This is a genomic window from Aromatoleum buckelii, assembly GCF_012910785.2.
Lineage (GTDB): Bacteria > Pseudomonadota > Gammaproteobacteria > Burkholderiales > Rhodocyclaceae > Aromatoleum > Aromatoleum buckelii.
On sequence record NZ_WTVH02000008.1, the window covers coordinates 65,357 to 88,274 of the forward strand.

At 67.2% G+C, this 22,918-nt stretch carries 26 protein-coding genes; 16 read left to right on the top strand and 10 right to left on the bottom strand.

The window, feature by feature from the left end; genetic code table 11:
* Positions 1-2: 2 nt before the first annotated feature.
* The gene (locus GO608_RS02245) at positions 3-200 is read right to left on the bottom strand and encodes a DUF2905 domain-containing protein (RefSeq protein WP_169198279.1); all 198 of its coding nucleotides are present in this window, start codon (positions 198-200) and stop codon (positions 3-5) included.
* Between the two features lie 89 nt (positions 201-289).
* On the opposite strand from GO608_RS02245, the gene GO608_RS02250 reads away from it, so the two are divergent.
* The 3 genes from GO608_RS02250 to GO608_RS02260 all read left to right on the top strand — a co-directional run bounded on the left by GO608_RS02250 (position 290) and on the right by GO608_RS02260 (position 2,128).
* Entirely contained in the window at positions 290-910 is a 621-nt protein-coding gene (locus GO608_RS02250) for a glutathione S-transferase family protein (RefSeq protein WP_169198278.1), read from the top strand.
* The gene (locus GO608_RS02255) at positions 907-1,719 is read left to right on the top strand and encodes an alpha/beta hydrolase (RefSeq protein ID WP_169198277.1); all 813 of its coding nucleotides are present in this window, start codon (positions 907-909) and stop codon (positions 1,717-1,719) included. The genes GO608_RS02250 and GO608_RS02255 overlap by 4 nt, the downstream gene beginning before the upstream one ends.
* A 199-nt stretch (positions 1,720-1,918) precedes the next feature.
* Positions 1,919-2,128, top strand: a complete 210-nt coding sequence (locus tag GO608_RS02260) for a hypothetical protein (protein WP_169198276.1) — start codon at positions 1,919-1,921, stop codon at positions 2,126-2,128.
* A gap of 132 nt (positions 2,129-2,260) precedes the next feature.
* Here GO608_RS02260 and GO608_RS02265 read toward each other — a convergent pair whose 3' ends face one another.
* Positions 2,261-3,421, bottom strand: coding sequence for a class I SAM-dependent methyltransferase (locus GO608_RS02265; protein WP_169198275.1), 1,161 nt, complete (start codon positions 3,419-3,421; stop codon positions 2,261-2,263).
* An 86-nt stretch (positions 3,422-3,507) separates the two neighbouring features.
* Here GO608_RS02265 and GO608_RS02270 point away from each other — a divergent pair, with 86 nt between their 5' ends.
* The 7 genes from GO608_RS02270 (at position 3,508) to GO608_RS02300 (ending at position 12,756) form a co-directional block, all read left to right on the top strand.
* On the top strand, positions 3,508-4,254 hold the full coding sequence (locus GO608_RS02270; RefSeq protein ID WP_169198274.1) for a pteridine reductase: 747 nt from the start codon (positions 3,508-3,510) through the stop codon (positions 4,252-4,254).
* Between the two features lie 69 nt (positions 4,255-4,323).
* The gene (gene ttcA, locus GO608_RS02275) at positions 4,324-5,298 is read left to right on the top strand and encodes a tRNA 2-thiocytidine(32) synthetase TtcA (protein WP_169198273.1); all 975 of its coding nucleotides are present in this window, start codon (positions 4,324-4,326) and stop codon (positions 5,296-5,298) included.
* 105 nt (positions 5,299-5,403) lie between these two features.
* The gene (locus GO608_RS02280) at positions 5,404-6,270 is read left to right on the top strand and encodes an FHA domain-containing protein (RefSeq protein WP_169198272.1); all 867 of its coding nucleotides are present in this window, start codon (positions 5,404-5,406) and stop codon (positions 6,268-6,270) included.
* Positions 6,271-6,293: 23 nt separating this feature from the next.
* Positions 6,294-6,713 carry a YqaA family protein gene (locus GO608_RS02285; RefSeq protein WP_169198271.1) on the top strand — a complete coding sequence of 140 codons (420 nt, stop codon included), beginning with the start codon at positions 6,294-6,296 and terminating at the stop codon, positions 6,711-6,713.
* A 203-nt stretch (positions 6,714-6,916) separates the two neighbouring features.
* A complete protein-coding gene (locus tag GO608_RS02290; RefSeq protein ID WP_169198270.1) occupies positions 6,917-10,819 on the top strand; it encodes a DUF3683 domain-containing protein in 3,903 nt (1,300 codons plus the stop codon).
* A gap of 137 nt (positions 10,820-10,956) precedes the next feature.
* Positions 10,957-11,535: a hypothetical protein gene (locus tag GO608_RS02295; protein ID WP_169198269.1), complete on the top strand. Its 579-nt coding sequence runs from the start codon at positions 10,957-10,959 to the stop codon at positions 11,533-11,535.
* Between the two features lie 327 nt (positions 11,536-11,862).
* Positions 11,863-12,756 carry a coiled-coil domain-containing protein gene (locus GO608_RS02300; protein WP_169198268.1) on the top strand — a complete coding sequence of 298 codons (894 nt, stop codon included), beginning with the start codon at positions 11,863-11,865 and terminating at the stop codon, positions 12,754-12,756.
* 161 nt (positions 12,757-12,917) lie between these two features.
* On the opposite strand, the gene GO608_RS02305 is transcribed toward GO608_RS02300, so the two are convergent.
* From GO608_RS02305 to pyrE, 6 genes are all read right to left on the bottom strand, one after another.
* Positions 12,918-13,334, bottom strand: a complete 417-nt coding sequence (locus GO608_RS02305) for a hypothetical protein (RefSeq protein WP_169198267.1) — start codon at positions 13,332-13,334, stop codon at positions 12,918-12,920.
* A gap of 9 nt (positions 13,335-13,343) precedes the next feature.
* The gene (locus GO608_RS02310; RefSeq protein ID WP_169198266.1) at positions 13,344-13,694 is read right to left on the bottom strand and encodes a hypothetical protein; all 351 of its coding nucleotides are present in this window, start codon (positions 13,692-13,694) and stop codon (positions 13,344-13,346) included.
* 244 nt (positions 13,695-13,938) lie between these two features.
* Positions 13,939-14,721, bottom strand: a complete 783-nt coding sequence (locus tag GO608_RS02315; protein WP_169198265.1) for an NAD-dependent deacylase — start codon at positions 14,719-14,721, stop codon at positions 13,939-13,941.
* A complete protein-coding gene (locus GO608_RS02320; RefSeq protein ID WP_169198264.1) occupies positions 14,714-16,798 on the bottom strand; it encodes a molybdopterin-containing oxidoreductase family protein in 2,085 nt (694 codons plus the stop codon). The genes GO608_RS02315 and GO608_RS02320 overlap by 8 nt, the downstream gene beginning before the upstream one ends.
* Positions 16,799-16,884: 86 nt before the next feature.
* Positions 16,885-17,520, bottom strand: coding sequence for a hypothetical protein (locus GO608_RS02325; protein ID WP_169198263.1), 636 nt, complete (start codon positions 17,518-17,520; stop codon positions 16,885-16,887).
* A complete protein-coding gene (pyrE, locus tag GO608_RS02330) occupies positions 17,498-18,145 on the bottom strand; it encodes an orotate phosphoribosyltransferase (protein ID WP_169198262.1) in 648 nt (215 codons plus the stop codon). Before pyrE ends, GO608_RS02325 begins: the two co-directional genes overlap by 23 nt.
* A gap of 32 nt (positions 18,146-18,177) precedes the next feature.
* Here pyrE and GO608_RS02335 point away from each other — a divergent pair, with 32 nt between their 5' ends.
* From GO608_RS02335 to GO608_RS02360, 6 genes are all read left to right on the top strand, one after another.
* Positions 18,178-18,960, top strand: coding sequence for an exodeoxyribonuclease III (locus tag GO608_RS02335; RefSeq protein WP_169198261.1), 783 nt, complete (start codon positions 18,178-18,180; stop codon positions 18,958-18,960).
* A 167-nt stretch (positions 18,961-19,127) separates the two neighbouring features.
* Positions 19,128-19,448, top strand: a complete 321-nt coding sequence (locus GO608_RS02340; protein ID WP_169198260.1) for an ElaB/YgaM/YqjD family protein — start codon at positions 19,128-19,130, stop codon at positions 19,446-19,448.
* A 6-nt stretch (positions 19,449-19,454) separates the two neighbouring features.
* Positions 19,455-19,838, top strand: a complete 384-nt coding sequence (locus GO608_RS02345; RefSeq protein ID WP_169198259.1) for a phage holin family protein — start codon at positions 19,455-19,457, stop codon at positions 19,836-19,838.
* Entirely contained in the window at positions 19,835-20,161 is a 327-nt protein-coding gene (locus GO608_RS02350; RefSeq protein ID WP_169198258.1) for a YqjK-like family protein, read from the top strand. The genes GO608_RS02345 and GO608_RS02350 overlap by 4 nt, the downstream gene beginning before the upstream one ends.
* Before the next feature lie 173 nt (positions 20,162-20,334).
* A complete protein-coding gene (locus tag GO608_RS02355; protein ID WP_169198257.1) occupies positions 20,335-20,892 on the top strand; it encodes a hypoxanthine-guanine phosphoribosyltransferase in 558 nt (185 codons plus the stop codon).
* Positions 20,893-20,903: 11 nt separating this feature from the next.
* On the top strand, positions 20,904-21,248 hold the full coding sequence (locus GO608_RS02360; protein ID WP_169198256.1) for a DUF1840 domain-containing protein: 345 nt from the start codon (positions 20,904-20,906) through the stop codon (positions 21,246-21,248).
* Positions 21,249-21,332: 84 nt separating this feature from the next.
* Here GO608_RS02360 and GO608_RS02365 read toward each other — a convergent pair whose 3' ends face one another.
* Positions 21,333-22,361: a fumarylacetoacetate hydrolase family protein gene (locus GO608_RS02365; RefSeq protein WP_169198255.1), complete on the bottom strand. Its 1,029-nt coding sequence runs from the start codon at positions 22,359-22,361 to the stop codon at positions 21,333-21,335.
* A complete protein-coding gene (locus GO608_RS02370) occupies positions 22,358-22,909 on the bottom strand; it encodes a VOC family protein (RefSeq protein WP_169198254.1) in 552 nt (183 codons plus the stop codon). Before GO608_RS02370 ends, GO608_RS02365 begins: the two co-directional genes overlap by 4 nt.
* Between the last annotated feature and the right edge of the window lie 9 nt (positions 22,910-22,918).

The following is a 22,918-nucleotide window of genomic DNA, read 5'->3' on the forward strand; positions in this document are numbered from 1 at the left end:
ACTCACAATGCCCGCAGCAGCGCCCATCCGAGAACACCCAGCAGCATCGTGCTGGTGAATGGCAGATGGATCGCACGGCCCCACAGGCGAAAATGAAGATCGCCCGGCAGATGGCCGAAGCGCAGGCGGCGCATGACGTCCGGTCTGAGCAGACCGGTCAGGAGGACGATCAGCGCCACCACGACCAGCCACTTGAGCATTCCCGCCTCCGCACCAAATTCGCATTAGACCTCGCGAAGGGTGCGTCTCGCAACGCGGCCTTCGCGCCGCCATCGACGGAGCCTGTCCGATGATCACGCTTTACACCTGGACCACACCCAACGGCCGCAAGATCTCGATCGCCCTCGAGGAACTCGGGCTGCGCTACGAAGCGCGCCCGATCGACATTTCCCGCGGCGAGCAATTCACGAGCGAGTTTCTCGCGCTGAACCCGAACAACCGCATCCCGGTGATCGTCGATGACGAAGGGCCGGACGGCGAGCCGATCACGGTCATCGAATCCGGCGCGATCCTGCTGTACCTCGCTGAAAAGACCGGGCGCCTGCTGCCGCCCGGAGCGCGGGGCCGCTGCGAGGCGATCCAGTGGCTGATGTTCCAGATGGGCAGCGTCGGCCCGATGCTCGGGCAGGCGCACCACTTCCTGCGTTACGCACCGGAAGTGATCCCGTATGCGGTCGAACGCTACGCGAAGGAAGCCGAGCGCCTCTATGGCGTGCTCAATACCCGCCTCGCCGGCCGCGACTGGCTCGCAGGCGCGGACTATTCGGTCGCTGACATCGCGACGTTCCCGTGGATCGCGAGCCACGACTGGCAGGGAATCGACCTCGACCGCTTCCCCGAAGTGCGGCGGTGGTTCGATGCGATCGCGGCGCGGCCGGCAGTGCAGCGCGGCATGGCGGTGCCGCAATGAGCGCGCGGCCTTTCGGCGAACTCGAGGTGATTGCGCGGCCCCCTGCCGGCAAGGCGGTTTCGCCGGTCCCGCTGCTGTTCATCCACGGCGCCTACACCGGCGCGTGGTGCTGGGACGAACATTTTTTGCCGTATTTCGCCGCTGCCGGCTTCGACTGCTATGCACTGTCGCTGTCCGGCCATGGCGCGAGCCGCAGGCGCGGAGGGCTCGATTCGTTCTCGATCGACGACTACGTGCGCGACGTCACCGAAGTCATCGCCGCGTTGCCGCGGGCGCCGGCGCTGATCGGCCACTCGATGGGCGGGATGGTGATACAGAAGTACCTCGAGGAGGCCGACGTCCCCGCCGTCGCGCTGCTGTGCTCGGTCCCGCCGCAAGGGCTGATGGGCTCGGCGCTCGGCCTGATGTTCAACAAGCCGCACCTCCTCGGCAACCTGAACCAGATGCTCGCCGGCAGCCAGCCCGACCCGGAAAGCCTGCGCGAAGCCCTGTTCCACCAGCCGGTCGATGACGACGCGCTGATGCGCTACTACCATCTGTGCCAGCCCGAATCCCACCGCGCGGTGTGGGACATGACGCTTTTCAACCTGCCGCAGCCTTCGCGCATGCACCGCCCGCCGATGCTGATCGTCGGCGCGGAACACGATCACCTCATCCCGCCCGCGCAGGTTGCAATGACCGCGGCGCTGTACGGGCTGGAGGCGAAGATCCTGCCCGGTCTGGGACATGGAGTCATGCTCGAGCGCGACTGGGAAAGTGTTGCGGAAATGCTCCTTGACTGGCTCACGGTACAACTTGTCGAAGTTTAGTGCTGGAAACTGTAATCATTCGGCGCCAAGATGAAAACGCGGGGCCATTCCGGAACCCCGCCGGCCGTGTCGCTTCCGGAGCACGAACCCGGAGCGGCGGCTGCAGACAATCGCGGCACCCCGGTGCCTCCAGCATGTCCCGGTCCGCGAGACCAAAGCCGGGAAGCCGGAACAAGGGGGGTACGTCGCGGAGGCCATCATGGTGATCATCATGGAAATGCACACATGCGATGTGATCGGGAATCCCGATGAATACGGCGACGAAGTGCTCAATGCCAGCTGGTTGCCGCAACCCGAACCCGCGCTACCGTTGCAGCACGTCGAAGGGGTCGAAGTAGCCGGGAATCGCCGCCCGCCGCCGATCGACGTCGACGATTTCCTGCAGGCGGTTTACCGCTATCAGGAATAGAAACCGGGCAGGCCGCGCGTGACGCGGAACCCGGGAAGCGCGACGTAGCCGGAACAGCGCTGCCCACCCCGCCGACTCGCGCAGTGCGTCCGAATGATGCTTTCGGGGCGCCGCCGAACGGTGCGCCGCGAGTTACAGCGCGTGCACCCTGTCGCCGCGCTGGAACCCGAGCAGGGGTTCGGGGATGCCTTTGCCCAGCGCAAGCACCTTGAAGAGCTCTCCCATCTCCTGCGGTGTGGTCAGCCGCTGCGCGGCGCGCGCCGCGCGGATGTAGTCCGCCGACGTCTCCGGCCCGCGCCGTGCGAGGCATTCGAGCAGCCCGCAGTTGAACAGGAACGCGGCCTGGTTGGTGTAGCCGAGCACGTCGAGCCCGGCGTCGAACGCAGCCTCGGCCACCGACGTGAAATCGACGAACGCGGTAATATCGTTCAGCCCCGGCCACAGGAAAGGGTCGGCGTGCGCATGGTGGCGGTAATAGCACAGCAGCGTGCCGTTCGAGCGCGCCGGCAGGTAATACTCGGCACGCGGATAACCGTAATCGACGAGCAGCAGCGCGCCGCGCTCGAGCCGCTGCGCCCATTCGCCGACCCACGCCCGCGCAGCGAGGTTCAGTTCGGTGACGTATTCGCCGCTTTCGGGCAACGGCAGGTCGAGCGCGTGTGCCGCGTCGGCCACGGCCCCGCTCGCCGGCGAGTCCGCCCAGCGCAGCGTGCCGGCCGAATCGACGGCGACGCCGCGCTCGAACAACCCTTCGGGCCGCGACACGACAAGGTGCACCGGCATCACGTCGAGGACTTCGTTCGCGACCAGCGCGCCGGAGAAACGCTCCGGCAGCGCGTCGAGCCAGCGCACGCGACTCGCCAGACGAGGCGCTTTCTCGGCCAGCAAGTCGAACTGGCGCTCGCGCAGTTCCCCCGACAGTTCGAGGATGCCGTAAGTCTCGGGCAGGCAGTCCCGCCGCTCGAGTTCGAGCAGCAGATCGGCGGCGAGCAGTCCGGTGCCGGCTCCCGCTTCGATGACGTGCGCGGCGGAGGCGCGCATCACTTGCTCGACCTGCGCCGCGAGCGCCTGGCCGAACAGCGGCGTCAGCTCCGGGGCCGTGATGAAGTCTCCGCCCGGGCCGAATTTCCTCGCCCCGCCGCTGTAATACCCCAGCCCCGGCGAATACAGCGCCAGTTCCATGTAGCGCGAGAAGGGAATCCAGCCGCCGGCCGCGGCGATGGATGCGGTGATCGAGCGCACCAGGCGCGCGCTTTGTTCGATCGCGTCGGCGGAAGGTCGAGGCAGGGACATGGGCGGCGACAATCGGGAAAACGCGTATTCTAGCGTCTGTCTCCAGCGGCCACGCGCGGGTGGCCAGAACCGAGGAATCCGGCACGATGAGCACCGCAGCCTCGCCAGTCATCCTGGTTACCGGCGCCGCCCGGCGCGTCGGCGCGGAAATCGCGCGCACGTTGCACGCCACCGGCGCGCATGTCGTGCTGCATTACCGCAACTCGGCAGCCGAGGCCCGTGCCGTGGCCGACGAACTCGACCGGTTGCGCCCCGGCTCCGCGTCGCTGGCGCACGGCGACCTCAAGGACGACGGCGTTCCCGCGGCCTTGATCGACGCATTGCTCGCGACGCACGACCGACTCGATGCGGTCGTGAACAACGCATCGAGCTTCTTTCCGACCCCGCTCGGCCATATCGACGCCGCCGCTTGGACCGAACTGATCGGTTCGAACCTGAAAGGCCCCCTGTTCCTCGCGCAGGCCGCGGCGCCGATGCTGCGGCGCCAGCGCGGCGCGATCGTCAACATCGTCGATATCCACGCCGAGCGCCCGTTGCGCAACTACCCGCTGTATTGCGCTGCGAAAGCCGGCCTGCTGGGTCTCACCCGGGCGCTGGCGCTGGAGCTGGCGCCTGACGTGAGAGTGAATGGCGTATCCCCCGGCGCGATCGAGTGGCCGGAAGACGGCCAGTTTCCGCCCGAGCAGCGCGATGAAATCGTCCGGCACACGCTGCTCGGGCGGATCGGGTCGGCTGCCGACATCGCCCGCACGGTCCGCTTCCTGCTGTTCGACGCCCCTTATGTCACCGGGCAGATCATCGCCGTCGACGGCGGGCGCAGCGCGCACCTGTGAGCGCAGCAGGACCGCTGGCGCAGTGCACAAAGGTATAATTCCGTTCGTTTCCCCGCAGGACGCTCAACCGTGACTCCCCTTTCCGCTGTCGCCACGCCGACTCCAGCTCCCGCCGAAGCGGCCGACAGCCGTTTTTCGAACACTTTCCTGCGGCTGAAGAAAAAGCTCGAACGCAGCGTCGGCAAAGCGATCGCCGATTTCAACATGATCGGCGACGGCGACACGGTGATGGTCTGCGTGTCCGGCGGCAAGGATTCGTACACGCTGCTGTCGTGCCTGCTCGCGCTGCGCGAACGTGCCCCGGTCGACTTCCGCATCATCGCGATGAACCTCGACCAGAAGCAGCCCGGCTTCCCCGCCGACGTGCTGCCGGCCTATTTCGAGTCGATCGGCGTCGAATACCGCATCGTCACCGAGGACACCTACTCGATCGTCAAGGACAAGATCCCCGAGGGCAAGACGACCTGTTCGCTGTGCTCGCGGCTGCGGCGCGGCATCATCTATCGCGTTGCGCGCGAGCTCGGCGCGACGCGCATCGCGCTCGGCCATCACCGCGACGACATGCTCGAGACGCTGTTCCTGAACCTGTTCTTCGGCGGCAAGATCAAGGCGATGCCGCCGAAGCTCGTCAGCGACAACGGCGAACACGTCGTGATCCGGCCGCTCGCATACTGCACCGAAGCCGACATCACGAAGTTCGCGCGCACGATGGCGTTCCCGATCATTCCGTGCAACCTGTGCGGTTCGCAGGAAAACGCGCAGAGGAAGCAGATCAAGACGATGCTGCAGGGCTGGGCGCGCGAGCATCCGGGGCGCATCGAATCGATCGCGACCGCGCTCGGCCAGGTCGTGCCGTCGCATCTCGCCGACGCATCGCTGTTCGATTTCCGCAACCTGACGCGCGACACGGTCGTCGCCGAGGGCGACATCGCGTTCGACCGCGTCGAGCTGCCGTCCGCGTCCGCCGCGGTCATGCGCGGCGTCATGCCCACCGCAATGCCCACCGTAATGCACTTCGCCGATCACCCCCCGGACGGGGAGTAGGCGCCGATCCGCCCCGCGGAGAACCTGACCCTCATCCCACGCGGCACGTCCCGCCCCGGCCCGCCCGGCGCCGGGACGCGGCCGCGGCCGTGACTGCCCCCGCACATGATCCAGCCGAAGAACGTCTGCGTCCTCGTTGCCGAAGTACCCGGGAGACAGCGCTTTGCCGAGGCGCTCGGCGCGCACGAAGTCAACCATGCGGTCGAGCGCTGCATGCACCGCGTCGAGCGGGCGATCGAGGCGAATGCCGGGGCCCGGCTGCGCCGCGAGACGGCCCGTGCGTGCGCGGCGTTCGAGCGCTGCGACGCGGCGATCCTCGCCGCCTGCGAAATGCTCGAGCGCGTCGAAAGCCTGCCGCCGCTGCGCGGCCTGCGGATGCTGATCCGGGTCGGCGTGCACTATGGCGCGGCCGCCCCGGGCCCGGCGGTCAGCGCGGACGAGGCGCTCGCGATGCGCCTCGCCGATACCGCGAAACCCGGCCACATTCTCGCCAGCAATGCGGTCGTGATGCAGCTGTCGCCGGGCGTGCGCCATCTCGCCTGCAACAAGCCGCTGCAGGACTCCGCGCTCGACGGGCTCGGCTGGCCGGTGTTCGAGATCGTGCGTTATTCCGGCACGATCACGTCGATCCCGGCCGCGGAGCGAATCTCGCAACGGCTCAGGATCCACCACCAGCAGGACGTACTGTTCGTCGAGGAGAACCGCCCGGTGGTGCTGCTGGGGCGCGAGATCGGCAACGACATCGTCATCATCGACCGACGCACTTCGCGCCAGCACGCGCGCATCGAGCGCCGGCGCGAAGGTTTCGTCCTGATCGACCGCAGCACCAACGGCACGTACGTCGCCGAAAATGGCGGCGCCGAGCGGTGCATCAAGGCCGGCGAACTGCCGCTGATCGGCCCGGGCCGCATCGGCTGCGGTTTCTCGGCGAACGACATCGAGCGCGACCTGGCGTTTTTCGAGATCGTCTAGGCGGCCCGCACCCGCAGCCGCCGATGAGCTTCCTTTCGCTGCTCGACCCCGGCCCCGAAGCGGGTCTCGCGGCGCTGTTCGCGTCGAGCTTCCTTTCCGCGACACTGCTGCCGGGCGGATCGGAGTTCGTGCTCGCCGGCGTGCTCGCGCTGCGGCCCGAGCAGCTCGTCGCCGCGCTGACGCTCGCGACGCTCGGCAACACGCTCGGCGGCATGAGCACGTGGGCGCTCGCCCGGCTGCTGCCGGGAAAAGCCGACACGGCGCGGCTCGCCTGGGTGCGTGATCACGGCGCGCCGATCCTGCTGCTGTCGTGGGTGCCGGTGATCGGCGATGCATTGTGCGCCGCGGCCGGCTGGCTGCGCCTCGCGTGGCTGCCGTGCCTGCTGTGGATGGCGGCGGGCAAGCTGCTACGCTACGCGCTCGTCGCATTCGCCGTGCTGTGAGCCCGCCTCCTCGTACGCGACGTCGGCTGCTCGAGGAGCTGCCGCCCGAAATCTGCCGCACCCTTCGCGCAGAATCGACGGCACGATATAAGCCGCTTGAAAATCAAGCCCCTACGCAGCGCAGGGACTTGTCCAACGTTCGTATTGCACCGCGGTAAGTTACAATTTGCGGCTTCCCCGCCGTCCTGGTATCGGAACATCTGATGACTCAACGCCTGCGCGAGATTCCCTATAACTACACGTCGTTCTCGGACCGCGAGATCGTCATCCGCCTGCTCGGCGCCGACGCGTGGCACGCGCTCGATGCGCTGCGCGAGGAACGCGTGACCGGGCGCTCGGCGCGGATGCTCTACGAAGTGCTCGGCGACATCTGGGTCGTGCAGCGCAACCCTTACCTCCAGGACGACCTGCTCGGGAACCCGGAGCGGCGCCGCGCGCTGATCGAGGCGCTGCGCCACCGGCTGCGCGAAGTCGAGAAGCGCCGCGAGGAAAGCGCAGCGCAGGATCCGGAACGCAGCGACAAGGTCGCGCGCCTCATCGAGTCGGCGCACGCCGCGGTGGACCGCTTCGCGCAGCTCTTCAGCGACACCGAAGCGCTGCGCAAGAAGACGCTGAAGACGCTGACGCGCCACACCGCGCGCGACAACATCTGCTTCGACGGCCACGCCCGCGTGTCGCACGTCACCGACGCAACCGACTGGCGCGTCGAATACCCATTCGTCGTCCTCTACCCCGACACCGAAGAAGAGATGGCGCCGCTCGTGAAAGGCTGCATCGAGCTCGGCCTGACGATCATCCCGCGCGGCGGCGGCACCGGCTACACCGGCGGCGCAGTGCCGCTCGATGCGCGCTCGGCCGTCATCAACACCGAAAAACTGATCGCGATCGGCCCGGTCGAGGAACTCGCCCTGCCGGGCGCCGATGGCAGCGAAGGCACGCGCTACGCGACGATCCGCACCGGCGCCGGCGTCGTCACCGAACGCGTCGCCGAAGCGGCGGCGGCGGCCGGGCGCGTGTTCGCCGTCGACCCGACTTCGGCATCCGCGTCGTGCATCGGCGGCAACATCGCGATGAACGCCGGCGGCAAAAAAGCCGTATTGTGGGGCACTGCGCTCGACAACCTGGCGTGGTGGAAAATGGTCACGCCCGACGGCGACTGGCTCGAAGTCGAGCGCCTCGACCACAACTTCGGCAAGATCCACGAGCAGGAAACGGTGCGTTTCCGCCTGCGCCGGTTCGACCCGAGCGGCAGAAAGCAGACCGGCGAGGAAATGCTGACGCTGCCCGGCGCCTCGTGCCGCAAAGTGGGGCTCGGCAAGGACGTCACCGACAAATTCCTCGGCGGCGTCCCGGGCGTGCAGAAGGAAGGCACCGACGGGCTGATCGTCGCCGCGCGCTGGGTGCTGCACAGGATGCCGCCGGTGACGCGCACGGTGTGCCTCGAATTCTTCGGCCAGGTGCGCGAAGCGGTGCCGGCGATCGTCGAGATCACCGACTGGTTCAAGCCCGGCAATGAGGGCGAGCGCCTCGGCGTGCAGCTCGCCGGCCTCGAGCACCTCGACGAGCGCTACGTGAACGCGGTCGGCTACACGACGAAGGCCAAGCGCCACGGCCGGCCGAAAATGGTGCTGATCGGCGACATCGTCGGCCACGACGAAGCGGCGGTCATGACGGCTGCTTCGGAAGTCGTGCGGATGTGCAACGTGCGCGGCGCCGAAGGCTTCATCGCGGTCAGCCCCGAGCAGAGGAAGCGCTTCTGGCTCGACCGCTCGCGCACCGCGGCAATCTCGCGCCACACCAATGCGTTCAAGGTCAACGAGGACGTCGTGATCCCGCTGCCGCGCATGGGTGATTACTGCGACGGCATCGAGCGCATCAACATCGAGCTGTCCACGCGCAACAAGCTCGAGCTGTGCGACGCGCTGACCGAACTGCTCGCCGGCGAGCTGCCGCTCGACCAGGGCGATGCGAACCTGCCGAGCGACGAGCTGATCGGCGACCGTCGCCAGGCCGCGGTCGACTACGTCGCGAGCGTGCGCCGCCGCTGGCAGTGGCTGCTCGATAACCTCGACCTGCCGCTGGCGCAGGCCGAAGCGCAGTTCGACGAATTCGGCATCCACGCCGGCGAGCTGACGAATCGCGCCGCAAATCCGAAGCTCTTCCACCGCCTGCAGGACTATTCGGTGCGCACGTCGTGGAAGACGGAGTTGAAGCCGCGCCTCGACAAGATCTTCGACGGCGCAGTGTTCCGCCCGGTCGTCGCGCGCATCGAGGAAGTGCACAAGGAAGTGCTGCGCGGGCGCGTGTTCGTCGCTCTGCACATGCATGCCGGCGACGGCAACGTGCATACCAACATCCCGGTCAACTCCGACCACTACGCGATGCTCGCCACGGCGAACCGCGCCGTCGACCGCATCATGGCGCTCGCCCGCTCGCTCGATGGCGTCATTTCCGGCGAGCACGGCATCGGCATCACCAAGCTCGACTATCTCACCGACGCCGAGATGGCGAACTTCTGGGAATACAAGCGTCGCGTCGACCCGCACGGCCGCTTCAACCGCGGCAAGCTGATGCGCGGGCTCGGCACGATCAGCGGCAATCTCGACAACGCCTACACGCCGAGCTTCAATCTGATGGGCCACGAGTCGCTGATCATGGAGCAGACCGAGATCGGCGACATCGCGCACGACATCAAGGACTGCCTGCGCTGCGGCAAGTGCAAGCCGGTGTGCTCGACGCACGTGCCGCGCGCGAACCTGCTCTACAGCCCGCGCAACAAGATCCTCAGCACGTCGCTGCTCGTCGAGGCGATGCTGTACGAGGAGCAGACGCGGCGCGGCGTGTCGCTCGCGCACTGGGCCGAGTTCGAGGACGTCGCCGACCACTGCACCGTCTGCCACAAGTGCGAGAAACCGTGCCCGGTCGATATCGACTTCGGCGACGTGTCGATCAAGATGCGCAACCTCCTGAGGAAGCAGGGCAAGAAGTCCTTCAACCCGGGCAAGGCCGCCGCGATGGCTTTTCTGACCGCGAAGGATCCGGCGACGATCAAGCTGATCCGCACCGGCATGATCGAATGGGGCTACAAGGCGCAGCGGCTCGCGCACCGGGTCGGCAAATCGCTCGGCCTCGTCCAGCAACAGGTCAAGCAGCCGCCGGCGACCCTCGGCAAGGCGCCGCTGCGCGCGCAGGTGATCCACTTCATCAACAAGCCGATGCCCGGCAAGCTGCCCAAACGCACCAGCCGTGCGCTGCTCGACATCGAGAACGCCAACGTCATCCCGGTGATCCGCGACCCGCACCTGAAGCGCGACGACTCGGAAGCGGTGTTCTATTTCCCCGGCTGCGGCTCCGAGCGCCTGTTCAGCCAGGTCGGCCTCGCGACGCAGGCGATGCTGTACCAGGTCGGCGCGACCACCGTGCTGCCGCCCGGCTATCTGTGCTGTGGCTACCCGCAGACCGCCGCCGGCGAGGAGGACAAGGGCCAGCAGATCACGACCGACAACCGCGTGCTGTTCCACCGCGTCGCGAACACGCTGAACTACCTCGACATCAAGACCGTGATCGTGTCTTGCGGCACGTGCATGGACCAGCTGCAGAAATACCAGTTCGAGCAGATCTTCCCCGGCTGCCGGCTGCTCGACATCCACGAGTACCTGATGGAAAAAGGCGTCGCGCTCGAAGGCGTGGCCGGCACGAAATACATGTACCACGAGCCGTGCCACACGCCGATGAAGACGCATTCCGGCATCAAGGTCGCGAACCAGCTGATGGGCACGCGCGTCGATCTCAACGATCGCTGCTGCGGCGAATCGGGCACACTCGCGGTCGCGCGACCGGACATCTCGACGCAGGTGCGCTTCCGCAAGCAGCAGGAGATCGAGAAAGGCGCGGCGGCGCTGAGCGACGGCGAGGCCGATCCGATCAAGATCCTGACGTCGTGCCCGTCGTGCCTGCAGGGCCTTTCCCGCTACGCCAACGACGGCGGCGGCGTCGAAGCTGACTACATCGTCGTCGAGATCGCGAAGCACCTGCTCGGCGACAACTGGATGCCGGACTACGTGCAGCGCGCGAACAGCGGCGGCATCGAGCGGGTGCTGCTGTAGCCGTTCCGGGTCGTCGCGGCCGCCCTCGTCGCGTGGGGCGGGAACGTATGTTGCTAGGAAGCAGCACGAAGGTCCGGACAAGGATGCCGACGGCACATTCCTCTGTACCGCCTTCCTGTCAGCATACGGAGAAAAAAATGAGAACACGCACGATTGACGCGATTGCGATCGCACTCGGCCTGGCATTCAGTACCGCCGGGATGGCTCAGAACATGTCGAAAAGCGACTACGACGCCGCGAAGGACAGGATCGAGAACGACTACGAGGCCGCCAAGGAAGCCTGCGACGCACTGTCCGGTAACAAGAAGGACATCTGCGTCGCCGATGCCAAGGGCAATGAAAAGGTCGATAAGGCCGAACTCGAGGCCGCCTACAAGCCGAGCCCGGAAAATCGCCATGACGCGTGGGTCGCGCGGGCGGAGGCCGACTACGAAGTCGCGAAGGAACGCTGCGACGACATGGCGGGCAACGCCAAGGATGTATGCATGAAAGAGGCAAAGGCCGCCGAGACCGCGGCAAAGGCCGATGCGAAAGCCCGCATGGAGTCGGGCGAAGCGAGCGTCGAAGCCGGGGAAAAGTCGTCGGAAGCCCGCAAGGACGCTGCCGAAGACAAGCGTGACTCGGAGTACAAGGTCGCCAGGGAAAAATGCGACGCGTTGGCGGGCGACGCCAAGGATGCTTGCCAGGAAAGGGCCAAGGCACAATACGGCAAGTAACGCGCCCAGAACCTGCGCCGCACCGTGTTCGCGCCATAGCCCGCGACGCGGCCAGCGGCGCAGGATGCCGTTCTTCAGCTCCCCTCGGCGCCCCTTCGACTTCCCGGGAAGCGGCCGGAGCCTGTCATTGCGCCGAATCGTCGCTCCCCATCGCGTTCTAGAATGTTTGCATCCTCGCCAGGTGCCGTTCGCTGCTGCGCTGCCCGCCGTCGAGGGCCATGCCCGCGCCCCTCTCGCCGACACATGGAGGCTTCGCCGACGCCGCGTCCCTGACGAACCCTCATAAAGGGGAAATGGTGTATTGTCCGCGCAAAAAAGGAGACAAGCGTGAGCGGCGTCTACTTCGACACCCTGAAATTCGTTCGCAGCCTCACGGCTGCCGGGCTCACCGACGCGCAGGCGCGCGCGCAGGCCGAGGCGCTCGCTGACGCGCTCAGCGAAACCGGCGTCGGCGATCTGCGCACGCGCCTCGAGTCACTCTCACAGACCCTGTCCGAGGTAAGAACCGGCACCGAGCGGCTGCGGCTCGGCGCAGACGACTTCCGGGCGCAAGCAGGCGATTTCCGCGCCGACCTTCCGCGTCTCCGGGCGCTCGTCGAGGCGCTCAAGGAGGACGCAGACGAGGTCAAAAGCGGCCTCGGCTCGCTGCGGGACGACCTCGGCGCGGTGGCGGGGAAGCTGCGGGCCGGGGAGGTGTCGCTCGACGAACTGGCCCGGCAGGCAACGGGCATCGCCGACAGCGGCGCCCGCGTCGCGGCGGACCTCGGAAGCTTCAAGGGCGCTTTCGCCCTGCTTACCAGTGATCTGTCGCAATTGAAGGCGGACGTCGAGGCGATGAAGACGCGGATCACCGGAATTGCGGAAGACCTCGCGGGGGTGACACCGGACATCCACGGCCTGCGCACCGATCTCGCCGCCCTCCAGACCGAGATCGCGAGCCTGAAGGCCGGGGTGACTGCCGCCAAGGCTGACGGGAGTGCCGTCAAGGCCGACCTCGCAGCCTTGGCAGCGAGGGTAAAGTCGGACTTGGGCGAGATAAAGGCGGACATGGTGGACGTCACGGCCGACCTGCGGCGCCTGAAAGCCGACTCCCCCGACGCGAAGTCCGACCTGCAGCGGCTCAAATTGATGGTCGGCATCTCGCTCGCCTGCGTGGCCGCGATTATGGCGGCCGCGGCCGCCCTCGTCGTAAAAGCCTATCTGCCGGGGCTCGTGCCGTAGGACCGTCGGCGGAAAAGCACAGCGCCTTCCACCGCATGCCTTCTCCGCCGGCCACCCCCGCCGACCTGACCCCGTGTTTCCACGAGGTCCACAATGAGCACGATAGCGAGCGCGACGGCAGGCGGCGCGAGCGCTGATCGCTCCGCGTGCAAGCGCCGCACTCAGGCAAACCAGCGCAGAAAGGCCGCTGCCGACAGCGCGGTCGCGGCGAGGGCGAACAGCGCCCGCCATACGCCCCGGCGACGACGCTCCTGCCAGCCGTGGGCGAAGCGCAGATAGGCGGCGGCGAGCAGAAAGCCGCTCACCGCACAAACCATCTTCACGACAAGTGCCGCGACCGCGATGCCGTGCAGCTCCGGAAAGCGACCGTACCAGGCATAACTCACGGCGCCGAAGCCGGCGCCGCTCGCCGCCTGCAGCGCCCAGCCGGCAAGCGCGAGCCAGGCTAGGCCGCGCAACGCAGGCGGCGGCCCATCTGCCCACCATGCCGCCGCCGCGCTGCCAGTGACGGCGACGGCCCCGAAGTTATGCACCAGCTGCACTAACGCATAGGCGAGGTTCTGCAGATCGACCGCCACCCCGGCGGCTCACTGCACGTCGACCTTGACGCACTTGTCGACACCGATCGGCGTGTGGTTCTTGTTCACCACCTTGATGCACAGCTCGTGCATGCCGCTGGCGAGCCGCTCCAGCTTGTGGCTGCCCTTCAGCTGACGCAGCACCGCCGCCTCGTCGCCGTCCACATAGAGGTGGGTGTGGTCGCCGCGCGGCCCCGGCGTCACATCGTAGGCGATCTCGATCGGCGCCGTCGCGGCGAGCTTGGCGCCGTCAGCCGGCGAACTGATCGTCACCGTCGCGTCCTGCGCGAAGGCGGCGCCAGCCAGGCCGAGGCTGGTGAAAAGACTGGCGGAAAGGGCGTGCCGGATCAGGGTCTTCATGTCTTCCTCCTTGTGGGTATCGAAAGCCCCCGCTTTCCAATGTAGCAGCCACGCCGGGCCTGGCCAGGCGCATCCCCTTACCCACAACAATGCATTCCGTAACATCGCGATTTTTCGATCGGATCACGCACATGCGGTGCTGCTGGCCGAGCGCCTCGCCGCCCAGCCCACGGCGAGCATTCGGCAGCCTGCGGGAGGGCGGACATGTTTTCCCAGGCCTACCCTTCAAGGAAGCAGGTGGCGATCAATCCTCCAGCGGCCGCTCCGGATGCAGCCGGCGCCACAGTTCCGGCATTGCCTCGGCAGCACGCAGGCGCAGGCGGTGCGTGACGATCTCGCTGACTCCGGTTTCGCCGGGGTTGATCTCGACACTCGGCACGCCGACCTGATCGGCCCACCAGATCGGCCCCGAGATGTACGGGAAGACGCTGGTCGTGCCGATCGACACGACGAGGTCGACGCCGTCGTCGAGCAGCGCCGCGAGGCGCTTCAGGCCGATTTCCGGCAGCATTTCGCCGAACAGCACGACGTCCGGCCGCAGCACGCCGCCACACGCCGGGCAGGCAGGCGGGATCCGCAGCCCGGAATAATCGGTCACCGAGCGCGCGTGCTTGCACTCCGTACAACGCAGGCGATGCACGCTGCCGTGGATTTCGATGAGGTTGCGCGATCCGGCTGCGCGGTGCAGGCCGTCGACGTTCTGCGTCAGCACCCACACGCCGGGGTGCTCGTGTTCCAGCGCGGCGATGATGCGGTGCGCGATGTTCGGCACGGCGCCGCGGCAATTGGCTTCGATCTCGGCGATGTACTTCCACGCGACTTCGGGGCGCGCTTCCATCATCTCGCCCGACAGCGCCTCTTCGATCGTCAGTCCGTCGTCGGTCAGGCGCTCGTGGTAGAGCCCGCCGATGCCGCGGTACGTCGGCAGGCCGGAATCGGCCGAAATGCCGGCGCCGGTGATGAACAGGATGCGCGGCGCATCAGCGACCAGCCGCGCGACGGCATCGAGAATGTGCGTCTCAGTCATCGTGCGCCTCCTTCACGACCTCGACGAGACAGTCGTAGAACGTCGGGCCGCCGCCCATGTCAGTCAACGCCTTTGATGTCACCGCGTTCACGTTTTCGCCATCGCCGGACAGCTTGCGCCACCACACCGACGGTGCGACGACGAGGCCGGGTCGCACGCGATCGGTCGGCACCGCGCGGGCGTGGAACGCGCCGCGGTCGTTGAAGATGCGCAGCCGGTCGCCTTCGACGATGCCGCGCGCCGCCGCATCCGCAGGGTGGATCTCGAGCGACGGACCGCGTTCCTCGTTGATGAAGCGCGGCAGGTTCGCGAAGCTGGTGTTGAGGAAGTTGCGCGCCGGCGGCGAAATCAGCGCCAGCGGATAGCGCGCCGCGAGCGCCGGGTTGCTGACCGGCGACTCGTGCGGCGGCACCCAGGCCGGCAGCGGATCGTGCCCTTGTCGGGCGAGGCTGGCGGAGAAAAACTCGCACTTGCCCGACGGCGTGAGGAAATCGCCTTTCGCGAACGGCGCGAAAGGCCGCGGCAGGTTCAGGTGTGCCCAACCCTTCCCCGCAAGGCCGCGCTCGAGCCCATACACGCGGTTGTCGCGGCGCTTGAACGCTGCCGCGGCGATCTCGTCGTCGGACTCGGCGAGCGCCGGATCAGTGAAGCCGAGCCGCGCGGCAAGCAGGCGGAACACTTCGCTGTTCGGCTTCGCCTCGCCGAGCGGCGCGATCGCCGGCTGGTTGTCCACCACGTACAGGTGGCCGTAGGACTTGTGCAGGTCGCGGTGCTCGAGCTGGCTCGTCGCCGGCAGCAGGATGTCGGCGTAATCGGCGGTGTCGGTCTGGAAAAGTTCGTGCACGACGCAGAACAGGTCCTCGCGCGCGAACCCTTCGCGCACCCTGCGGTTATCCGGCGCGACCGCGAGCGGATTCGAGTTGTAGATGTAGATCGCGCGGATCGGCGGGTCGTCCGCGGTGAGCAGCGCGTCGCCGATCGTCGCCATGTTGATCGTGCGCGGCGGGCGGCCCGGCTCGTGCGGGTACAGGTCCGGCCGCTCGAGCGCGTGCTGGTCGACGGGGAAATTGCCGGACGTCGACAGCGCCGCGCCGCCCGCGGGATGGCGCCACGCGCCGGTCAGCGCCGGCAGGCACGCGACGTTGCGCACCGCCATGCCGCCGCCGCCGCAGCGGTTGAGCCCGTAATTGAGGCGGATCGCGGCCGGCTTGACGCTGCCGTACTCGCGCGCCAGGCTGCGGATCGCCTGCGCCGACAGGCCGGTCAGCGGCCCCGCCCATTCCGGCGTGCAGGGCTTCACGCGTTCGGCGAGCGCGTCGAAGCCGAGCGTATGCGCCGCGATGTAGTCGCGGTCGATCAGGTCATCGTCGATCAGCACCTGCATCATCGCCAGCGCGAGCGCACCGTCGCTGCCGGGCCACGGCGCGAGATGCTCATCGCATTTCTCCGCGGTCTGCGTGCGGCGCGGGTCGATGCAGACGAGCTTCGCGCCGCGCCGCTTCGCCTCCTGCAGATAGCGCCAGCCGTGCAGGTTCGACACCACCGGGTTCGCGCCCCAGATCAGGATCAGCTTCGCGTCGACGAGGGCTTCCGGGTCCGTGCCGACCATTGCTCCGACCGTCGCCTGCCAGCCGGCAACGCCCGCCGACGAGCAGATCGTGCGATCGAGCAGCGACGCGCCGAGGCGATGGAAGAAGCGGAAATCCATGCTGCCGCCCTGCACGAAGCCGAGCGTGCCGCCATAGCTGTACGGCAGGATGCCACGCGCATCGTCGGCGGCGATCGCACCGAACTTCGCGGCGATCGTGTCGAGCGCCTCGTCCCAGCCGATGCGCTCGAAGCGGCCTTCGCCTTTGCGGCCGACGCGCTTCATCGGGTGCAGCAGGCGCTGGTCCGAATACACCCGCTCGAGGTAGCGGGCGACTTTCGGGCATAGCGCGCCGTTCGTGAACGGCAGCTCGGCGGCGCCGCGGATCTTCACCGCCCGGCCGTCGGCGACGGTCACTTCCATCGCGCAGGTATCGGGACAATCATGCGGGCAGGCCGCACGTACCACCTTTTCAACGGGCTGGCTCATGAGTTTCCCTCAAAACCGTCACCTGACACTGTGCCGCAAGGCCGGCGCGCAGCGAACCGAGCGTCGTGCGCCCCGGCGGAGAACGTTCAGCGGCGTCCTTCTCCGGCTGCGATCAGTTCGGCGTAGCGGCGCCGGTCGGCGGCGAATCGCGCCTGCACGGCTTCGGTTTCGCGGATTTTCGCATCGATGATGCTTTTCTGCGCCGCGAGTTCGCCGTCTACGCTCTGCTGTGCGACCGCGATATTGCGCGGCAGATCCTTGCCGCGGTAAGCCGCCGCCTCATCGGCGAGGCGCCTGCGCTCGGCGAGCAGCTCGGTTTCCCGGGCACGCGCCGCTTCGATCTCACGGCGAATGTCGGCGATCTCGCGGTCCTGGCGGTTGTCGATGTCCTCGAGGCTCGTGTACGTCTCGAGCAGCGCCTGGTCGAGCCGCCGCTGCTTGAGCACGCGGGCCTCTTCGTCCTTGCGGCGCTGCCTCTCGGCGTCGCGCTGCGCGATCTCGCGGCTCGTCAGCGGCGCCGCGACGTGGCGGCGCACCGTGCCCTGCGGACTGATTTCACGATAGGCGCGGCCGTAGCAGACGGTCGGCAGCACGTCGCCGCACACCGGCCTGCCGTCCGCGTCCTCGCAGCAGTAGATCGTGCGCTCGCTCTGCGCCGCGACTGCGGGCGGCAGCGCCAAAAGCACTGCGCACAGCAGCTCAGCGCGGCGAACGAATGCCATACGTGTCGCGATAGGCCTGCACCGCGTCCAGGTTCGCGGCGAGCTCCGGACTGTCGCCGAGATAGCCGATGAGATCGTCGAGCGTCGCCACGGCGATCACCGGAATACCGAAGCTTGCACACACTTCCTCGACCGCCGACTCGGCGCCCTTGCCGCGCTCCATGCGGTCGAGCGCGATCACGACACCGGCCGGGACGGCTCCGCCGGCACGGATCAGCTCGACCGATTCGCGCACCGACGTACCGGCGGAGATCACGTCGTCGAGGATCAGCACGCGGCCCGCGAGCGGCGCGCCGACCAGCGTGCCGCCTTCGCCGTGATCCTTCGCTTCCTTGCGGTTGAACGCGAAAGGCAGATTGACGCCCTGTTCGGCCAACCGGATCGCGACGCCGGCGACCAGCGGAATGCCTTTGTATGCCGGCCCGAACAGCATGTCGCACGGCACCCCGGCAGCCTGGATTGCACGCGCGTAGAAGCCGCACAGCTCGCGGAACGATGCCCCGTCGTCGAACAGGCCGGCGTTGAAGAAATACGGCGAATTGCGCCCGGCCTTGGTCACGAACGAACCAAAGCGCAGCACCCCTTTGGCGCAGGCCAATGCAATGAAATCCCGGCTAAAATCCACGTTTTGCTTCCACTTTGAGCTTATCCGGCAGAATGTTACGCGTCATCACCCTCAACCTCAACGGCGTCCGCTCGGCAGTCGGCAAAGGCTTTCTCGACTGGCTCGCCACGCAAAACGCCGATGTCGTCTGCGTGCAGGAACTCAAGGCGCAGGCCGGCGACCTCAGCGACACGGTGCGCACGCCGAACGGCCATATCGGCTATTTCCATCACGCTGAAAAGAAAGGCTACAGCGGCGTCGGACTGTACGCGCGGAGACCGGCCGACCGCGTCATTGAAGGGCTCGGCATCGCCGACATCGACGCCGAAGGCCGTTTCCTGCAGCTCGATTTCGGCCCGCTGTCGGTCGTGTCGCTGTACCTGCCGTCCGGCTCCAGTTCGGAGGAGCGCCAGCAGATCAAGTTCGGCTTCATGGAGCGCTTCCTGCCGCATCTGGCGACGCTGCGCGCGTGCGGCCGCGAGGTCATCGTCTGCGGCGACTGGAACATCGCGCACCGGGAAATCGACCTGAAGAACTGGAAATCGAACCGGAAGAATTCCGGCTTCCTCCCCGAGGAGCGCGCCTGGTTCAGCCGCGTGCTCGAGGAGCAGGCGTGGGTCGACGTCTATCGCCGGCTGTACCCCGACGCCGGCGATGAAGGCTACACGTGGTGGTCGAACCGCGGCCAGGCGTGGGCGAAGAACGTCGGCTGGCGCCTCGACTACCAGATCGCAACGCCCGGCATCGCCAGCCGTGCCCGCGAGGCGAAGGTGTTCAAGGACACGCGGTTTTCCGATCACGCGCCGCTGACGGTCGATTACGACTGGCAGGGTTGACCGCACGCGCGCAACGACAGGCGGTTTTTTTCGGAGCGCGTGCGAAGGCCTTCGCACTCCCGAATGCATCGTTTCACTCGCGATTTGCCTTCATTTGGGAATGGCGCTAGCGTGTACTCAGCTCGCGCGTCCGCGCGGATGTCATGACCTGAAAAGGGGATAACAACATGCTGAATACAACAGATTCCGTGTCCCGCGACAAGCTTGTTGCAGACTTCAAGGTGGTGGTCGCGGATGCCGAGGAACTGCTGAAACTGACCGCCGGCCAGGCAGGCGACAAGCTCACCGATGTGCGCACTCGGCTGGGCGATCGCCTGGCCACCGCCAAGGACCGCATCGCGGATGCCGAAGCCGCGGTGCGCGAACAGACCAAGAAAGTCGCTTTTGCGACCGACGACTACGTTCACAAGAATCCCTGGCAATCGGTCGGCGTCGCCGCCGGCGTCGCGTTCCTGCTCGGCCTGCTGGCCGGCGCCGGGCGTCGCTGATACCCGATGGCGGAGGATTCGAGGCCGCGTCTGGCCGCCAGCCTGCGCGGCCTCATGGATTCGGGGCTGGGGATCGTCCAGTCGCGGCTCGAACTGCTCGTCGTCGAGGTGCAGGAAGAAAAGCTGCGCCTCGCCGGGCTGCTGCTGAACATCGTGCTCACTGCGGTGCTGGTCGGATTCGGCGTCGTGTTCCTGGTGATTTTCCTCACCGTCCTGTTCTGGGAAGAGCATCGCCTCCTCGCTCTCGGGCTCGGCACTGTGGCGCTGTTCGGCGCGGGCTTGTTCACCGCCTCCAACGCCGCCGCCGATCTGCGGCGCGGCACCCGGCTGTTCGCGGCGAGCCTCGCTGAACTCGCGCGCGATCGCGAAGCCGTGCGGCACAGGGAATGAACCCGAGGCTCGTCGAACTGGCGCTGAAAAAGCAGCGGCTGCAGATCCGGGCAGACCAGCAGCGCACGGAAATGTTCGGGCACCTGCGCGGCATCGAGTCCACGCTAGACCTCGTCGACCGCGCGCGTGATCAGGTGCGCTGGGCGCGCGAGCATGTCCCGCTGCTGTCTTCCGTGATGCTGATCGTGGCGCTCGTCAAGCCGCGCGCGACGTTGCGCGTGGCGCGCCGGGCGTGGCTCGGCTGGATCGTTTTCAGGAAGCTCGGCCAGCGGTTCGCCCCCGCGCTCGGGGCGCTCGACCGATGGCGCGCCGCCCGCCTGTAGCGATTTCGGCCCGGCCCGCGAAACTTCCCGTGCCGGCAGCAGCCTCACGTAGCGTGCCGGTTCATCGCGCAAAAGCCGTTCGCCGCCCCGGGCTGAACCGGGAAACGGCAGCCATCGGCCGGTAGAATGGCCGATCCGACGTTTTCGTTTTCAATGATCTAGGAGGCCGCGGCATGCCGGTCGATATGGACGAAATCCTCCGCGCCCGCGAGGAAGCCGATTGCCTCGCCGACGCGACCGCAGTCGATGCTGCGCTCGCGCGCATGGCGGCGGAAATCACCGCGCAGATGGCCGGCAGCAATCCGATCGTCTACACGGTGATGAACGGCGGACTGGTCATCGCCGGGCGCATCCTGCCGCGGCTGCCTTTCCCGCTCGAAGTGGGCTATCTGCACGCGACGCGCTACGGCCATGCGCTGAAAGGCACGCAGCTCGACTGGCGCGTGCGCCCGACCTCCGACCTGCGCGGACGCAGCGTGCTGGTGCTCGACGACATCCTCGACGAAGGCCACACGCTGCATGCGATCCTGGAGTACCTGCGCGCCGAAGGGGCGAAGGAAGTGCGCGCCGCGGTGCTCGCGCACAAGGTGCACGACCGCAAAGCCTACCCGGGGATGCGGGCGGATTTCACCGGGATCGACGTCGCCGACCGCTTCCTGTTCGGCTGCGGCATGGACTACAAGGGCTACTGGCGCAATGCGCCGGGGATATATGCAGTGAAGGGACTTTGAGGAGATCCGCGATGCTCTACACATTCAAGTCGGACGCCGCCGCCCCCGTCATCATGTTCGCCGACGTCGCGAAGAAGTTGATCGCGATCCTCGGCAAGGACCCGGAAGACGTCAAAGGCATCATCACCGTCGAACAACTCCCCGACGCGATCGAGCGGCTGCGCACCGCAATCGACGAGGACAAGGCGCGACAGGCCGCGCGTGACGAGGAGACCGAGGAACAGCAGGAAGCTGCGGCCGCCGCGGGCAAGACCGGCATGGGCGCGCCGGTCGGTCTCGCCCAGCGCGCGTGGCCGCTGCTCGACATGCTGCAAGCGTCGCTGAAGGACGGCGTCCCGGTCGTCTGGGGCGTCTGAGCGCCCCCAGGAAACGGCTTTGCCGTTTCCGCCCCCCGAGGGGGACAAGAAAACTTGGGGCGGGCCGGCGTTTTCTTGAGACCTTCAGCGATCGAGCGGCACCACCGTCTGCTCGATCGCGCCGAACACGTCTTCGCCGCGCGCAGTCAGCATCTCGATCCGGACGCGATCGCCGAAACGCATGAACGGCGTCTTCGGCGCGCCGGCTTCGATCGTCTCGTAAGTGCGCACTTCGGCGAGGCAGCAGTAGCCGACGCCGCCATTTTCGATGCTCGAACCGTGCAGCCCGCCCTGCCTGTTCGACACGGTGCCCGAACCGATGATCGAGCCGGCTTCGAGCTCGCGCGTCTTCGCGACATGGGCGATCAGCTGCGGAAAGCTGAACGTCATGTCGACGCCGGTGTTCGGGCAACCGAACAGCTGGCCGTTGTGCGTCACGCGCAGCGGCAGATGCACGCGCCCGTCGTGCCACGCCATGTCGAGCTCGTCCGGCGTGACCGCGACCGGCGAGAATGCCGACGCCGGCTTCGACTGGAAGAAACCGAAGCCTTTCGCGAGCTCGGCCGGAATCAGGTTGCGCAATGAGACGTCATTGACGAGCATCAGCAGGCGGATCTTCAGCGCGCATTCGTCTGGGGAGGCGCCCAACGGCACGTCCCCGGTGACGACCGCGACTTCCGCCTCGAAGTCGATGCCCCAGTCCTCGCTCGCCGCGACGATGTCGTCGCGCGGACCGATGAAGCTGTCCGAGCCGCCCTGGTACATCAGCGGATCGGTCTGAAACGACTCGGGCAGCTCGGCACCGCGGGCGCGCCGCACGAGCTCGACGTGGTTGATGTACGCCGAGCCGTCCGCCCACTGGTACGCGCGCGGCAGCGGCGAATGGCATTGCGCCGGGTCGAACGGGAGCACATGCCGGCCGAATTTTCCGACCCGCCCGTGGTTGAGCAAGTCGTAGACCAGCTCGAGGTCGTCGACGACCGCATCCCAGTCGTCGAGCGCCGCCTGCAGCGTCTTCGCGATCGCGGCGACCGGCTGGCAGCGTGTGAGGTCGCGGCTAACGACGACCAGCGTGCCGTCACGTCCGCCGCGCTTCAGCGTCGCGAGCTTCATCGTGCGCCCCCTTCCAGGTTCATGCTGCCGTCGTGCATCCAGCGCGCGTGCTGCGGCGCCCGCTTCGTCCGCGACCATTCCTCGATCATGTCCCATTTGACTGCGTCGAGCTTCTGCAGCATTTCCGGCGTGGCGGTGTTCGCCGCCAGTTCGAGCCGGTGGCCGCTCGGGTCGAAAAAGTAGATCGACTTGAAGATCGTGTGATCGGTCGGGCCGACGACTTCGATGCCGGCGGCTTCGAGCCGCGCCTTGGTAGCGAGCAGCACGTCCACCGACTCGACTTCCATCGCGAGGTGCTGCACCCAGTCCGGCGTGTTGCGGTCGCGGTCCATCGGCGGCTTGGTCGGCAGTTCGAAGAACGCCAGCACGTTGCCCTGGCCGGCGTCGAGGAAGATATGCATGTACGGGTCGGGCGCTTTCGTCGACGGCACTTCGTCCTCGGCGATCGCGAGCACGAGCTTCATGCCGAGGTGCTTTTCATACCACTCCACGGTTTCCTTCGCGTCGCGGCAGCGGTACGCAACGTGGTGGATCTTCTTGATCAGCATAAGGTTCTC